The sequence below is a fragment of the Streptomyces sp. NPDC058375 genome, assembly GCF_042723425.1.
GTDB classification, from domain to species: Bacteria; Actinomycetota; Actinomycetes; order Streptomycetales; family Streptomycetaceae; genus Streptomyces; species Streptomyces durocortorensis.
In genome coordinates this window covers 1-12,602 of record NZ_JBHXJG010000214.1, presented here as the reverse complement: position 1 = coordinate 12,602, position 12,602 = coordinate 1, and the positions used below count along the sequence as shown (strand labels likewise).

Genomic DNA, 12,602 nt, shown 5'->3' with positions numbered 1-12,602 from the left:
CCGGCACCGCGGAGGTGCCGGGGCCCTGTGCGCGTACTCGGTCGTCCGGTGACTCGGTCGTCCGGTGCTTACTCGGTCGTCCTGGCGCGCCCGATCGTCCGGTGCGCGCCCAGTGGTCCTCCGCGTGTGCTCAGTCGTTCGGTGTCCAGTATTCGGTGAGCTTGCCCGCTCCGTGCTCCACGCTCTTCCAGGAGCCCGGGAACTCCAACACGGCGTAAGCGGCGGTGGGGAAACCGTCCCGGGTCATCCGGGCCAGGGTGTCGCCTTCGGCCGAGCCGGAGAGGGCGTCGGCGGCCCCGTGCATCCCGGGGTTGTGGCCGATGACCAGGAGGTTGCGCACCTCGTCCGGGGTCTCGTTGAACAGGGCGATCAGTTCGCCGAGGGAGGCCTCGTACAGCCTCTCCTCGTAGACGGTCCGGGGGCGCTGGGCGAATTCGTGGACCGCCAGCTTCCAGGTCTCCCGCGTCCTGGCGGCACTGGAGCAGAGGGCCAGATCGAAATCGATGCCGGAATCGGCGAGCTTGCGGCCGGCCACGGGCGCGTCCTTTCGGCCGCGCTCGGCCAGTGGGCGCTCATGATCGGAAGCCTGTGACCATTCCGCCTTGGCATGCCGGAGAAGGACGATCCTGCGAGGTGTCTCGACGCTCATACACCTCAGCTTCGCATGAAACGCGGCCTCTGGCGCAGGGTGTTGACGGGCTCGTCCGGGGAGTTGGCGCGCTGGTCCGGGGCGGCTTCGGCTCACCGGAACAACGGCTGGAGGGTGCGCTCGATCAGCTGTCCGAGCGCGGGGTCGCCGGTGGCGGCGTGGGCCTGCCCGGGGCTGAGGATCATCAGCAGCAGCGCGGCGAACGCCACGGCGGGCAGGGCGACGGCCCACCAGGGCAGCCGGATCTCGACACCGTCCGCGGCCGGTCGGTGGGACCTGGTGTGCGTCGGTGCCGGCATGTCCGCCTCCGTGGGGTCATCGGGTCGATACCGAAGAACTTAACGACCGGAGGCGGCCGGCCCCATCCGGTGACCCACCCACTTCACCCTGACCCTGGCCCCCTAGGGGAGGGTGGGGCTAGCCCCACCCCCGCGTGCGGGAACCACCGGGTCCTCGGGCGTCAACACCGGGTCCTCGGGCGTCAGGGGGAGGCGATGGTGGCGATCACGCCGATGACGACGGTGATGAGGAGCATCGCCCCGAACACGAGGAGAAGCTTCTTCTGGCCGTTCTGGGGATTCGGATCGAGCACTGGCATGAGGTCAGTGTCGCATCTCAGCACTCGTCCTCGATCGTCCGGTCCCGGCCGGCGAGGATCCCGGCGACCATCTGGGGAATCATGAGGCCCGCCATCAGGGCGATCGGCAGCCCCCAGCCGCCGCTGTGCTGGTAGAGCACGCCGACGAGCAGCGGGCCGGGGATCGAGAGCAGGTAGCCGGTGGACTGGGCGAAGGCGGAGAGCCGGACCACGCCGGCACCGGACCGCGCCCGCATGCCGATCATGGTGAGGGCGAGGGGGAAGGCGCAGTTGGCGACCCCGAGGAGCAGGGCCCAGGCCCAGGCTCCGGCGGCGGGCGCGAGGTAGAGGCCGCTGTAGCCGATCAGGCCGCACAGCCCGAGGACGACGACGATGGGGCCCTGCTGCTTGAGCCGGGAGGCGACCCGGGGGATGACGAAGGCGAGCGGGACGCCCATCGCCATGGTGACCGCGAGCAGGAGTCCGGCCGTGCCGGCGGAGACCCCGGCGTCGCGGAAGATCTGCGGCATCCAGCCCATGGTGATGTACGCGGCGGTGGCCTGGAGCCCGAAGAAGCAGGCGAGGCCCCAGGCGGTGCGGCTGCGGGTGATCCGCAGGGCGGGCGCCTCGGAGGTGTTCGTGGCCGCCCGGCCCGGGGACGGGGACGGCTGGTCGGGAGCCGGGGTGCGGTCGCGTACGAGGACGATCCAGGGCAGCACCGCGACGGCGGCGAGCACGGCCCAGACGACGAGACCCGCCTGCCAGTTCCCGCCGAGCGCCCCGGTGACGGGGACGGTGACGGCGGCGGCCAGGGCGGTGCCGAGGGCCAGGGCCATGGAGTAGAGACCGGTCATGGTGCCGACGCGGTCGGGGAACCAGCGCTTGACGATCACCGGCATCAGGATGTTGCTGACGGCGATGCCCATCAGGGCCAGGGCGCTGGCGGCCAGGAAGCCGGCGGTGGAGCCGATGTACGGGCGGACGACCAGGCCCACCGCGATGGCGGCCATGCCCGCGCAGACCACGGCGCCCGCGCCGAAGCGGCGGGCGAGACGCGGCGCCGTCACTCCGAAGACGGCGAAGCAGAGCGGCGGTACGGAGGTGAGGACTCCGGCCACGCTGCCGCTCATGTGCAGACCCTCGCGGACCTCTTCGAGGAGGGCGCCGAGGCTGGTGATGGCGGGGCGGAGGTTCAGAGCGGCCAGGACGAGTCCCACGGCGATGAGGCGCAGCAGCCAGGGCGCGGGCGCGGGCCCCCCGGCCGCGCCGGGGAGCTGCTGGGCCCGGGTGTCGTGGGACGTGCGCGCGGCGGGGCCGCGGTTCAGGGTCGGGGTCTGTGTCTCGTCGTCCTGCATGGAGCCATCATAGAATCATGGGATGATTGATTGTCCAATCCCGGAGGATCCCGTGCGGATCCCCAGGGCCCCGCATCCGCTGAGAGAATCCGGGAGACAGTCCGGCCCGGATGTCACAGCTCACGAGCAAGGAGCACCATGGCGCTGACGTCTCCTCGGCGTTCGGCACTCTCCGACCAGGTGATCGCCCAGTTGCGGAATCAGATCACCTCGGGCGAGTGGCCGGTGGGATCGCGGATCCCGACCGAGCCCGAGCTGGTCGAGCAGCTGGGCGTGGCCCGTAACACCGTCCGCGAGGCCGTGCGGGCGCTCGCGCACAACGGGCTGCTGGACATCCGGCAGGGCTCCGGCACGTATGTGATCGCCACGAGCGAACTGGCCGGCGTGATGCACCGCAGGTTCGCGGCGGCGGACCCCCGCCATGTCGCGGAGCTGCGCTCGACGCTGGAGTCGTCGGCGGCCCGGCTGGCGGCGGTCCGGCGCACCGACCGGGATCTGCGGCAGCTGGACACGCTGATGGCGCGCCGGGAGGAGGCCTGGGCCTCCGGCGACGCGGAGGCGTTCGTGGCGGCGGACGCGACGCTGCACCTGGCGGTGGTCGCCGCCTCGCACAACGACGTCCTCACCGAGCTCTACGCCGACCTCGGGGATCTGCTGCGCGACTATCTGCGCGGCGACGTGGGCCCCGAGCTGCGGCCGGAGAACCACATGGACCACGGCCGGCTGGTCGAGGCGATCCGCGCCGGGGACGCGGAGACGGCGGCGGCCGAGGCGGCGAGCCATGCGCTGAACTGCCTGACGGACCGGGTCTGACGCTCTCCCCGGGGCCCGCTCACAGGGGCGCGGGGCGGTGGCTGACCCAGGCGGTGGCGACCTCTTTCCAGCAGCGGTCCTCCAGCCGTACGGTCCGGCCGGGCTCCACCGCGACCACCGCGCCGTCCGCGTCGACGTCCCACCACCGGTCGCACTCGGTGTGCAGCCGGACCAGGTCGACGGAGGGGTAGGGGTTGTGGCAGTACGCGACGACCCGGGAGCCCTCGACGGACGTACGGCACTCCGACCCGGCCGGTTCGGGCTTCGGGGGCGCCACTTCCGTACCGGAGTCGGCTCCCCTGGCGGCGTGGACTCCCAGGGGTACGGCGAGGGCGGCGACGGCCACGGGGGCGGCCAGGAGGAGACGGGTCCGTCGGCGCGTGGGGCGCACAGCAGTCTCCCTCCCGCAGCCTGACAAGAAGTCCGGTTCCTCCCCATTCTGCGGTGGATCGGCCGAGTTTTCGACCGGAGCGGCCACGCACGGCGACGGCCCCCGCTCGCGCCACCTCCGGAACGGGGTGACGCGGCCGGGGGCCGTTCAGCGAGAGCGGTGCGCGGTCAGGCGCCCATCATGTGCACGCCGCTGTCGACGTGGATGATCTCGCCCGTGGTGCGCGGGAAGAAGTCGGAGAGCAGGGCGACGATGCTGCGGCCGGCCGGCTCCGGGTCGTTCATGTCCCAGGCCAGCGGGGCGCGGGTGTTCCAGACGTCGGCCAGCTCCTCGAAGCCCGGGATGGACTTGGCGGCCATGGAGCGGATCGGGCCGGCGGAGATCAGGTTGCAGCGCAGCCCGTCCTTGCCCAGGTCGCGGGCGAGGTAGCGGGAGGTGGCCTCCAGCGCGGCCTTGGCCGGGCCCATCCAGTCGTACTGCGGCCAGGCGTACTGGGCGTCGAAGGTGAGGCCGACGATCGAGCCGCCCTCGCTCATCAGCGGCTTGCAGGCCATGGCCAGCGACTTCAGGGAGAACGCCGAGACGTGCATCGCCGTGGCGACGGACTCGAACGGGGTGTTGAGGAAGTTGCCGCCGAGCGCGTCCTGCGGCGCGAAGCCGATGGAGTGGACGACGCCGTCGAGCGAGCCGAGCTCCTCGCGCACCAGGCCGGCCAGCCGGTCCAGATGCTCCTGGTTGGTCACGTCCAGCTCGATGACCTTGGCCGGCTTCGGCAGCTTCTTGGCGATGCGCTCGGTCAGGGTGGGGCGGGGGAAGGCCGTCAGGATGACCTCGGCACCCTGCTGCTGGGCCACCTTCGCGGCGTGGAACGCGATGGACGACTCCATCAGCACCCCGGTGATCAGGATGCGCTTGCCGTCGAGAATTCCGCTCATGGTGATCAGTGACCCATGCCCAATCCGCCGTCAACGGGAATGACGGCTCCAGTGATGTACGACGCGTCGTCGGAGGCGAGGAAGCGCACCGCGGCGGCGATCTCCTCGGGCCGCGCGTAACGGCCGAGCGGCACCTGGGCCACGATGCCCTTGCGCTGCTCCTCGGTGAGCGCCTGGGTCATGTCGGTGTCGACAAAACCGGGGGCGACGACGTTGAAGGTGATGTTCCGCGAACCGAGTTCACGGGCCAGCGACCGGGCGAAGCCGACCAGCCCGGCCTTGGAGGCGGCGTAGTTGGCCTGACCGGCCGAGCCGAGGAGGCCGACGACGGAGGAGATCAGGACGACGCGGCCCTTCTTGGCGCGCAGCATGCCGCGGTTGGCGCGCTTGACGACCCGGAAGGTGCCGGTGAGGTTGGTGTCGACGACGGAGGTGAAGTCCTCCTCGGACATCCGCATCAGCAACTGGTCCTTGGTGATGCCGGCGTTGGCGACCAGCACCTCCACGGGACCGTGCTTCTCCTCGATCTCCTTGTAGGCCTGCTCCACCTGCTCGGCGTCGGTGATGTCGCAGCGGACCGCGAGGACGCCGGCCTCGGTGAGGGCCTGGGGCGGCTCGCCGGAACGGTAGGTGATCGCGACCTGGTCGCCGTTGTCGGCGAAGGCGCGGGCGATGGCGAGGCCGATGCCCCGGTTTCCTCCGGTGACGAGAACCGAGCGGCTCAACGGATCACCCTTTCCTTGGCGGTCTGGTACATCGAAAACCTATCGGTACCGTGCGCCGATCGGGGAATCGGGCCCTGACAGTGGCTCGTCCGGGGTGCTGTCGGGTTCCTACAGTCCGCGCCGTTGTGTGGTCGGCCCACGCGTCCCCGATATACCCCGGTGCGGTCACCCTCCGGCGTGGTTCACTGCCGTGGTGTATCGAGAAGGGAACTCCCTGTGCCCCACGAGGTAGATCAGTCATTCCTGGCCCTGCCGTCGCGCGCGCTGGCCGACGCGGCGCTCGCCCGGGCGCGGGCGCTCGGCGCGACGCACGCCGACTTCCGGCTGGAGCGGGTGCGCAGCGCCACCTGGCGGCTGCGGGACGCCCGGCCGGCCGGGGCGTCGGACAGTACGGACCTCGGGTACGCGGTGCGCGTGGTGCACGGCGGGGCCTGGGGGTTCGCCTCGGGCGTGGACCTGACGATGGACGCGGCCGCCAAGGTGGCCTCGCAGGCCGTCGCCATGGCCAAGCTGTCGGCGAAGGTGATCGCGGCGGCCGGCTCGGACGAGCTGGTGGAGCTGGCGGACGAGCCGTCGCACGGTGAGCGGACCTGGGTCTCGGCGTACGACGTCGACCCCTTCTCCGTACCGGACGAGGAGAAGGCGGCGCTGCTCGCCGAGTGGAGCGGGCGGCTGCTGGGCGCGGAGGGCGTCGCGCATGTGGACGCGTCCCTGATGACCGTGCACGAGAACAAGTTCTACGCGGACACGGCGGGTACCGTCACCACGCAGCAACGGGTGCGGATCCACCCGCAGTTCACCGCCGTCGCGGTGGACGGCACGACCGGCGAGTTCGACTCGATGCGCACGATCGCACCGCCGGTGGGCCGGGGCTGGGAGTATCTGACCGGGACCGGCTGGGACTGGGACGCCGAGCTGGAGCAGATCCCCGGGCTGCTGGCGGAGAAGATGCGGGCGCCGAGCGTGGAGGCGGGGGCGTACGACCTGGTCGTCGATCCGTCGAACCTGTGGCTGACCATCCACGAGTCGATCGGCCACGCCACGGAGCTGGACCGGGCGCTGGGGTACGAGGCGGCGTACGCGGGTACGTCGTTCGCCACCTTCGACCAGCTGGGCAAGCTGGCGTACGGCTCCCCCGTGATGAACGTTACCGGCGACCGCACGGCCGAGCACGGGCTCGCGACCATCGGGTACGACGACGAGGGCGTCGAGGCGCAGTCCTGGGACCTGGTGAAGGACGGCACGCTCGTCGGCTACCAGCTGGACCGCCGGATCGCGAAGCTGACGGGTCTCGGCCGCTCCAACGGCTGCGCGTACGCGGACTCGCCGGGCCATGTCCCCGTCCAGCGCATGGCGAACGTGTCGTTGCAGCCGGACCCGGGCGGGCTGTCCACGGAGGACCTGATCGGCGGGGTCGAGCGCGGGATCTACGTGGTCGGCGACCGCTCGTGGTCCATCGACATGCAGCGCTACAACTTCCAGTTCACCGGGCAGCGGTTCTTCCGCATCGAGAACGGCAGGCTCGCCGGGCAGCTGAGGGATGTGGCATACCAGGCGACCACCACGGACTTCTGGGGCTCGATGGAGAAGGTCGGCGGCCCCCAGACGTACGTCCTCGGCGGCGCGTTCAACTGCGGCAAGGCCCAGCCGGGCCAGGTCGCAGCGGTTTCCCACGGCTGCCCCTCCGCCCTCTTCCGGGGCGTCAACATCCTCAACACGACGCAGGAGGCCGGACGATGAGCGGCGACCACGGAACCGGCTGGGGGTCCGGGGGTCGGCCCCCGGGTAAGCACAGTCTCAACACGACGCAGGAGGCCGGACGATGAGCCGCGTCAGCAAGCCGTACGAGATCGTCGAGCGGGCCCTTGAGCTGTCCACCACGGACGGCCTGGTGGTCATCGCCGACGAGCAGTCCTCCGCCAATCTGCGCTGGGCGGGCAACGCGCTCACCACGAACGGGGTGACCCGGGGGCGGACCCTGACCGTCATCGCGACCGTCGACGGGGCGAAGGGCACGGCCTCCGGCGTCGTCTCCCGGTCCGCCGTGACCGCCGACGACCTGGAGCCGCTGGTGCGGGCCGCCGAGGCCGCCGCCCGAGGCGCGGGTCCGGCCGAGGACGCGCAGCCGCTGGTCAGCGGGGTGCCCTCCTCCCCCGACTTCACGGACGCGCCCGCCGAGACCGGCTCGGAGGTCTTCGCGGACTTCGCCCCGGCGCTCGGCGACGCCTTCGCCCGCGCCCGTTCCGGGGGTCGCGAGCTGTACGGCTTCGCCAACCACGAGCTGACCTCCACCTACCTGGGTACGTCGACGGGGCTGCGGCTGCGCCACGACCAGCCGAACGGGACGCTGGAGCTGAACGCGAAGTCCCCGGACCGTACGCGCTCCGCGTGGGCGGGCCGGGCGACCCGGGACTTCAAGGACGTCGACCCGGCGGCGATGGACGCGGAGCTGGCGCAGCGGCTGCGCTGGGCGGAGCGGCGCATCGAGCTGCCGGCCGGCCGGTACGAGACGCTGCTGCCGCCGACCGCGGTGGCGGACCTGCTGATCTACCAGCTCTGGTCGTCGACCGCGCGGGACGCGGTGGAGGGCCGGACAGTGTTCTCCACACCGGGCGGCGGTACGCGCCTGGGCGAGACGCTCGCCCCGCTGCCGCTCACCCTGCGCAGCGACCCGCACGCCCCGGGCCTGGAGTCGGCGCCGTTCGTGATCGCGCACTCCTCCGGCGACAGCGGTTCCGTCTTCGACAACGGGCTGCCGCTGGCCCCGACGGACTGGGTCCGGGACGGGAAGCTGGAGCGGCTGACGACGACCCGGCACTCGGCGGGCCTGACCGGCCTGCCGGTCGCCCCGGGCATCGACAACCTGCTCCTGGAGGGCGGCGGCGAGAAGTCGCTGGAGGAGATGGTCGCCGCGACGACCGGGCGGGCGCTGCTGCTGACCTGCCTCTGGTACATCCGCGAGGTGGATCCGGCGACGCTGCTGCTGACCGGGCTGACCCGGGACGGCGTCTATCTGGTCGAGGACGGCGAGGTGGTCGGCGAGGTGAACAACTTCCGGTTCAACGAGTCGCCGGTCGACCTGCTGTCGCGGGCCTCGGAGGCCGGGCGTACGGAGAAGACGCTGCCGCGCGAGTGGGGCGACTGGTTCACTCGGGCGGCGATGCCCGCGCTGCGCATCCCGGACTTCAACATGAGCTCGGTCAGCCCGGGGGTGTGACCCGCCTAGACTGACCCGTACATCTGTACATCTCCACCAGGCATAAGGAGCACCGGAACCGTGACGGACATCGTCGACGAGCTGAAGTGGCGCGGGCTGTTCGCCCAGTCCACTGACGAGGACGCATTGCGCAAGGCTCTCGCGGACGGTCCCGTCACCTTCTATTGCGGCTTCGACCCGACCGCGGCCAGCCTCCACGTGGGGCACCTCGTCCAGGTGCTCACCATGCGGCGGCTCCAGCAGGCCGGGCTGAAGCCGCTCGCGCTGGTCGGCGGGGCCACGGGTCAGATCGGTGACCCGCGGCCCACCGCGGAGCGCACGCTGAACGACCCGGAGACCATCGCCGCCTGGGTGCAGCGGCTGCGGGGGCAGATCGAGCCCTTCCTCACCTTCGAGGGCCCGAACGCGGCGACGATGGTCAACAACCTGGACTGGACCGCGGGCATGTCCGCGATCGAGTTCCTGCGGGACATCGGCAAGCACTTCCGGGTCAACAAGATGCTCACCAAGGACTCGGTCGCCCGCCGACTGGAGTCGCAGGGGGGCATCAGCTACACCGAGTTCAGCTACCAGCTGCTCCAGGGCATGGACTTCCTGGAGCTGTACCGCCGGCACGGCTGCACCCTCCAGCAGGGCGGCAGCGACCAGTGGGGCAACCTCACCGCGGGCATCGACCTGATCCACCGCCTGGAGCCGGGCGCGGTCGTGCACGCGCTGGCGACGCCGCTGATGACGAAGGCGGACGGGACGAAGTTCGGCAAGTCCGAGAGCGGTGCCGTCTGGCTCGACCCGGAGATGACGACGCCGTACGCGTTCTACCAGTTCTGGCTGAACGTGGACGACCGGGACGTCTCGCGGTACCTGCGCATCCTCAGCTTCAAGAGCCGTGAGGAGCTGGAGGAGCTGGAGGAGCTGACCGAGGAGCGGCCGCAGGCCCGCAACGCGCAGCGCGCGCTGGCCGAGGAGCTGACGACGCTGGTGCACGGCGGTGCGCAGTGCGCGGCCGTGATCGCGGCGTCGAAGGCGCTGTTCGGGCAGGGCGATCTGGCCGAGCTGGACGAGGCGACGCTGAGCGCGGCCCTGTCCGAGGTGCCGCACGCCACCGTCGCCGAGCTGGGTCCGCTGGTGGACCTGCTGGTGGAGGTCGGTCTCGCGCCGAGCAAGTCGGGTGCGCGGCGCACGGTCAAGGAGGGCGGCGCCTACGTGAACAACGTGAAGGTCGTCGACGGCGAGGTCGCGCCGGACGCCGGGGAGCTGCTGCACGGGCGCTGGCTGGTGCTGCGCCGGGGCAAGAAGAACCTGGCGGCCGTGGAGGTCAGCCCGGCGGGCTGACCCACCCCGGGCACTACGCATGACGCCGCGGCCGGACACGCTTTCCTCGCGTGTCCGGCCGCGGGTTCATGTGCAGCCGGTCAGGTTCTCTGGCTGCGGCCGCCCCGGATCTTCTGCCAGGCCATGTCGCCGACGGCGACGACCGCCACGGCGCCCGCCAACTGCAGCAGATGGCGGATCCAGTCGATGCCCTTGGTGTCCTCGACGCCGATCCAGCCGGCCACGGCGTTACCGAGGATGCTGCCGAGGATGCCGAACACGGCGGTCAGCCAGAGCGGGATGTCCTGCTTACCGGGCAGGATCGCTCTGGCGATGACACCGAGGACCAGTCCCACGATGATTGCCCACAACCAGCTCATTTCGCCTCCTCGTACGGCGCGGAGTGCGCGTCCGCCCAGTCTCGGCCCGGCGTCCGGGCGGCGCATGCCCGGTTGGGCCGTCCGGGGGACGACCGGTCTCACCCGTCGGGCGGGCCCCCGGTCGCCTTTCCGGCGCGGAGCAGGCGTACCGTGGATGCGGCCCGGTCCGTGAGCGTCCGGCGACGACATCTGGTGGTGGAGCATGCTGCGGAAGAACGCGGATTCGGAGGTCATCCGGATCACGGGCGCCCGTCAGGGGCTGACGGACGACGTCCGCGGCCGACAGCGACGCTATGTGATCTCGATGTCGGTCCGCACGGTGTCGGTGGTGCTGGCCGCGGTGCTGTGGAACGTGGAGCGGCATGTGGCGATCGTGGCGCTCGTGCTGGGCGTGCTGCTGCCGTACGTGGCGGTGGTCATCGCCAACGCCGGTCGGGAGAACGCGACTTCACTGCCGACGACGTTCGTGCCGATGCCGATGCGGCCGACCCTGGAGGCCGCCCCGGTGGCCGGTCAGGCGGAGTCCGGGGACGCCCAGGGGTCGTCCGGCCGGGTGCCGCCGCCGCATGAGCACAGCTGAGCCCGCACGTCCCGCGAAGCTCAGGAAAAGCTCAGATCAATCATGACGTTCCGGTGCACCGTACCCCGGTCCCCGTGACATACTTCGAGAGCGCTCCGCATCCCCCGTCGGAGCGACGGACCGACGCCGGGCAGCTCCCCCCGTGGCTGCTCGGCGTCGCCCTTTCTCCGGCCGGGGATGCGTCAGGAAAGCTCGCGGAGCATCTGACTTGGCCCGCGGAGCACTGGCTTAGGCTGGATGACGTGATCTTTCCCGAGACGTCCGCCGAGAGCCCCACCGGCGCCCCGCTCTGTTCCGCCAAGGGCTGCCGGGCCGCCGCTGTGTGGGTGCTCGCCTGGAACAACCCCAAACTGCACACGCCCGAGCGGCGCAAGACCTGGCTGGCCTGCGACGAGCACCGGGAGCACCTGTCCTCGTTCCTCGGTGTACGGGGTTTCCTCAAGGATGTCGTGGCGCTGAAGGACTGGGAGCCCGGCCGGCCCGGCCCCGAGGGGTCGCGGGACACCTGAGCCCCCGAGGGCTCGCGGGACGCCTCGGCGTCAGCCGCCGATCGCCGACATCGGGCGGTCGGGCTGCAGGAAGGTCGGGTCGTCCAGTCCGGAGCCCGCCTTCTTGCCCCACATGGCCGTCCGCCAGAGCTGGGCGATCTCCTCGTCCGGCGCGTCCCCGCGCAGGGCCCCGCGCAGATCGGTCTCCTCGCGGGCGAAGAGGCAGGTGCGGACCTGGCCGTCTGCGGTGAGCCGGGTGCGGTCGCAGGCGCGGCAGAACGGGCGGGTGACGGAGGCGATCACGCCGACGCGGTGCGGGCCGCCGTCGACGGTCCAGCGCTCGGCGGGCGCGGAGCCGCGGGACTCGTCGCTCTCGGCGGTGAGGGTGAAGCGGGTGCGCAGCGAGGCGAGGATGTCGCCGGCGGTGATCATGCCGTCGCGCTTCCAGCCGTGCTGGGCGTCGAGCGGCATCTGCTCGATGAAGCGGAGCTCGTAGTCGTGGGCGACGGCCCAGGCGAGCAGCTCGGGGGCCTCGTCGTCGTTGAGTCCGGGCATCAGGACGGAGTTGACCTTCACCGGGGTGAGCCCGGCCTCGCGGGCGGCCTCCAGGCCGTCCAGCACGTCCTTGTGGCGGTCACGGCGGGTGAGGGTCTTGAAGACGTCGGGGCGCAGGGTGTCCAGCGAGACGTTGACCCGGTCGAGCCCCGCGGCCTTGAGGGCGGTGGCGGTCCGCTTGAGTCCGATGCCGTTGGTCGTGAGCGACATCCGGGGGCGTGGGGTGAGCGCGGCGCACTGCTCGACGATGGAGACGAGGCCGGGGCGCAGCAGGGGCTCGCCGCCGGTGAAACGGACCTCGGTGATGCCGAGCGAGGTGACGGCGATACGGATCAGGCGCACGATCTCGTCGTCGGAGAGCAGCTCGCTCTTGCCGAGCCACTGGAGGCCCTCTTCGGGCATGCAGTAGGTGCAGCGCAGGTTGCACTTGTCGGTGAGTGACACGCGCAGGTCGGTGGCGACCCGGTCGTAGGTGTCGATGAGCACGGTGGATCCCTCCCCCGGGGCGGTGCGGTCGCTCTTCTGCGGCTACCGGTACTTCCGAGCCTACGTGAGACGTGTGACAACGGCGTGGCCCGTTTGCCACGAGGTGCGGCCGGGCCGCGTCGTAGGACTCTACGACGCGG

At 71.4% G+C, this 12,602-nt stretch carries 15 protein-coding genes; 6 read left to right on the top strand and 9 right to left on the bottom strand.

Annotated elements, in window-relative coordinates; genetic code table 11:
• Positions 1-130: 130 nt before the first annotated feature.
• The 4 genes from ACFWM7_RS27190 to ACFWM7_RS27175 form a co-directional block, all read right to left on the bottom strand.
• Positions 131-649, bottom strand: a complete 519-nt coding sequence (locus tag ACFWM7_RS27190; RefSeq protein ID WP_383265158.1) for a SixA phosphatase family protein — start codon at positions 647-649, stop codon at positions 131-133.
• A 92-nt stretch (positions 650-741) separates the two neighbouring features.
• The gene (locus ACFWM7_RS27185; RefSeq protein WP_383265155.1) at positions 742-948 is read right to left on the bottom strand and encodes a hypothetical protein; all 207 of its coding nucleotides are present in this window, start codon (positions 946-948) and stop codon (positions 742-744) included.
• A 182-nt stretch (positions 949-1,130) separates the two neighbouring features.
• On the bottom strand, positions 1,131-1,247 hold the full coding sequence (locus ACFWM7_RS27180) for an SGM_5486 family transporter-associated protein (RefSeq protein WP_007446146.1): 117 nt from the start codon (positions 1,245-1,247) through the stop codon (positions 1,131-1,133).
• 17 nt (positions 1,248-1,264) lie between these two features.
• Positions 1,265-2,581, bottom strand: a complete 1,317-nt coding sequence (locus tag ACFWM7_RS27175) for a CynX/NimT family MFS transporter (RefSeq protein ID WP_383265152.1) — start codon at positions 2,579-2,581, stop codon at positions 1,265-1,267.
• Positions 2,582-2,719: 138 nt separating this feature from the next.
• On the opposite strand from ACFWM7_RS27175, the gene ACFWM7_RS27170 reads away from it, so the two are divergent.
• Positions 2,720-3,394, top strand: a complete 675-nt coding sequence (locus ACFWM7_RS27170; protein ID WP_383265149.1) for a FadR/GntR family transcriptional regulator — start codon at positions 2,720-2,722, stop codon at positions 3,392-3,394.
• A 19-nt stretch (positions 3,395-3,413) separates the two neighbouring features.
• Here ACFWM7_RS27170 and ACFWM7_RS27165 read toward each other — a convergent pair whose 3' ends face one another.
• From ACFWM7_RS27165 to fabG, 3 genes are all read right to left on the bottom strand, one after another.
• Positions 3,414-3,785: a hypothetical protein gene (locus ACFWM7_RS27165; protein WP_383265146.1), complete on the bottom strand. Its 372-nt coding sequence runs from the start codon at positions 3,783-3,785 to the stop codon at positions 3,414-3,416.
• Positions 3,786-3,952: 167 nt separating this feature from the next.
• Complete coding sequence (fabI, locus tag ACFWM7_RS27160) at positions 3,953-4,720, bottom strand: enoyl-ACP reductase FabI (RefSeq protein WP_383265144.1); 768 nt, start codon at positions 4,718-4,720, stop codon at positions 3,953-3,955.
• 5 nt (positions 4,721-4,725) lie between these two features.
• Positions 4,726-5,445 (bottom strand): 3-oxoacyl-[acyl-carrier-protein] reductase, encoded by a 720-nt coding sequence (gene fabG, locus ACFWM7_RS27155; RefSeq protein ID WP_383265142.1) that lies wholly within the window; start codon positions 5,443-5,445, stop codon positions 4,726-4,728.
• 216 nt (positions 5,446-5,661) lie between these two features.
• On the opposite strand from fabG, the gene ACFWM7_RS27150 reads away from it, so the two are divergent.
• The 3 genes from ACFWM7_RS27150 to tyrS all read left to right on the top strand — a co-directional run bounded on the left by ACFWM7_RS27150 (position 5,662) and on the right by tyrS (position 9,994).
• Entirely contained in the window at positions 5,662-7,185 is a 1,524-nt protein-coding gene (locus ACFWM7_RS27150) for a TldD/PmbA family protein (protein WP_383265139.1), read from the top strand.
• A gap of 82 nt (positions 7,186-7,267) precedes the next feature.
• On the top strand, positions 7,268-8,662 hold the full coding sequence (locus ACFWM7_RS27145; protein ID WP_383265136.1) for a metallopeptidase TldD-related protein: 1,395 nt from the start codon (positions 7,268-7,270) through the stop codon (positions 8,660-8,662).
• A gap of 60 nt (positions 8,663-8,722) precedes the next feature.
• Complete coding sequence (gene tyrS, locus ACFWM7_RS27140) at positions 8,723-9,994, top strand: tyrosine--tRNA ligase (RefSeq protein ID WP_383265133.1); 1,272 nt, start codon at positions 8,723-8,725, stop codon at positions 9,992-9,994.
• Between the two features lie 80 nt (positions 9,995-10,074).
• Here the strand turns inward: tyrS and ACFWM7_RS27135 are convergent, their stop codons facing one another.
• Positions 10,075-10,353: a GlsB/YeaQ/YmgE family stress response membrane protein gene (locus tag ACFWM7_RS27135; RefSeq protein WP_200736005.1), complete on the bottom strand. Its 279-nt coding sequence runs from the start codon at positions 10,351-10,353 to the stop codon at positions 10,075-10,077.
• Between the two features lie 202 nt (positions 10,354-10,555).
• Here ACFWM7_RS27135 and ACFWM7_RS27130 point away from each other — a divergent pair, with 202 nt between their 5' ends.
• Both ACFWM7_RS27130 and ACFWM7_RS27125 read left to right on the top strand, forming a co-directional pair.
• Positions 10,556-10,933, top strand: a complete 378-nt coding sequence (locus ACFWM7_RS27130) for a DUF3099 domain-containing protein (protein WP_383265129.1) — start codon at positions 10,556-10,558, stop codon at positions 10,931-10,933.
• Between the two features lie 242 nt (positions 10,934-11,175).
• Complete coding sequence (locus ACFWM7_RS27125; RefSeq protein WP_383265126.1) at positions 11,176-11,442, top strand: hypothetical protein; 267 nt, start codon at positions 11,176-11,178, stop codon at positions 11,440-11,442.
• A 30-nt stretch (positions 11,443-11,472) separates the two neighbouring features.
• Here the strand turns inward: ACFWM7_RS27125 and moaA are convergent, their stop codons facing one another.
• Positions 11,473-12,462, bottom strand: coding sequence for a GTP 3',8-cyclase MoaA (gene moaA / locus ACFWM7_RS27120; protein ID WP_383265123.1), 990 nt, complete (start codon positions 12,460-12,462; stop codon positions 11,473-11,475).
• Between the last annotated feature and the right edge of the window lie 140 nt (positions 12,463-12,602).

Excerpts from the sequence above, each read along its gene's own strand:
- ACFWM7_RS27170 (WP_383265149.1), top strand. The coding sequence starts at position 2,720 with ATGGCGCTGACGTCTCCTCGGCGTTCGGCACTCTCCGACCAGGTGATC.
- ACFWM7_RS27145 (WP_383265136.1), top strand. The coding sequence starts at position 7,268 with ATGAGCCGCGTCAGCAAGCCGTACGAGATCGTCGAGCGGGCCCTTGAG.
- ACFWM7_RS27190 (WP_383265158.1), bottom strand. The coding sequence starts at position 649 with ATGAGCGTCGAGACACCTCGCAGGATCGTCCTTCTCCGGCATGCCAAG.
- ACFWM7_RS27175 (WP_383265152.1), bottom strand. The coding sequence starts at position 2,581 with ATGCAGGACGACGAGACACAGACCCCGACCCTGAACCGCGGCCCCGCC.
- fabI (WP_383265144.1), bottom strand. The coding sequence starts at position 4,720 with ATGAGCGGAATTCTCGACGGCAAGCGCATCCTGATCACCGGGGTGCTG.
- ACFWM7_RS27185 (WP_383265155.1), bottom strand. The coding sequence starts at position 948 with ATGCCGGCACCGACGCACACCAGGTCCCACCGACCGGCCGCGGACGGT.
- ACFWM7_RS27180 (WP_007446146.1), bottom strand. The coding sequence starts at position 1,247 with ATGCCAGTGCTCGATCCGAATCCCCAGAACGGCCAGAAGAAGCTTCTC.
- ACFWM7_RS27130 (WP_383265129.1), top strand. The coding sequence starts at position 10,556 with ATGCTGCGGAAGAACGCGGATTCGGAGGTCATCCGGATCACGGGCGCC.
- ACFWM7_RS27135 (WP_200736005.1), bottom strand. The coding sequence starts at position 10,353 with ATGAGCTGGTTGTGGGCAATCATCGTGGGACTGGTCCTCGGTGTCATC.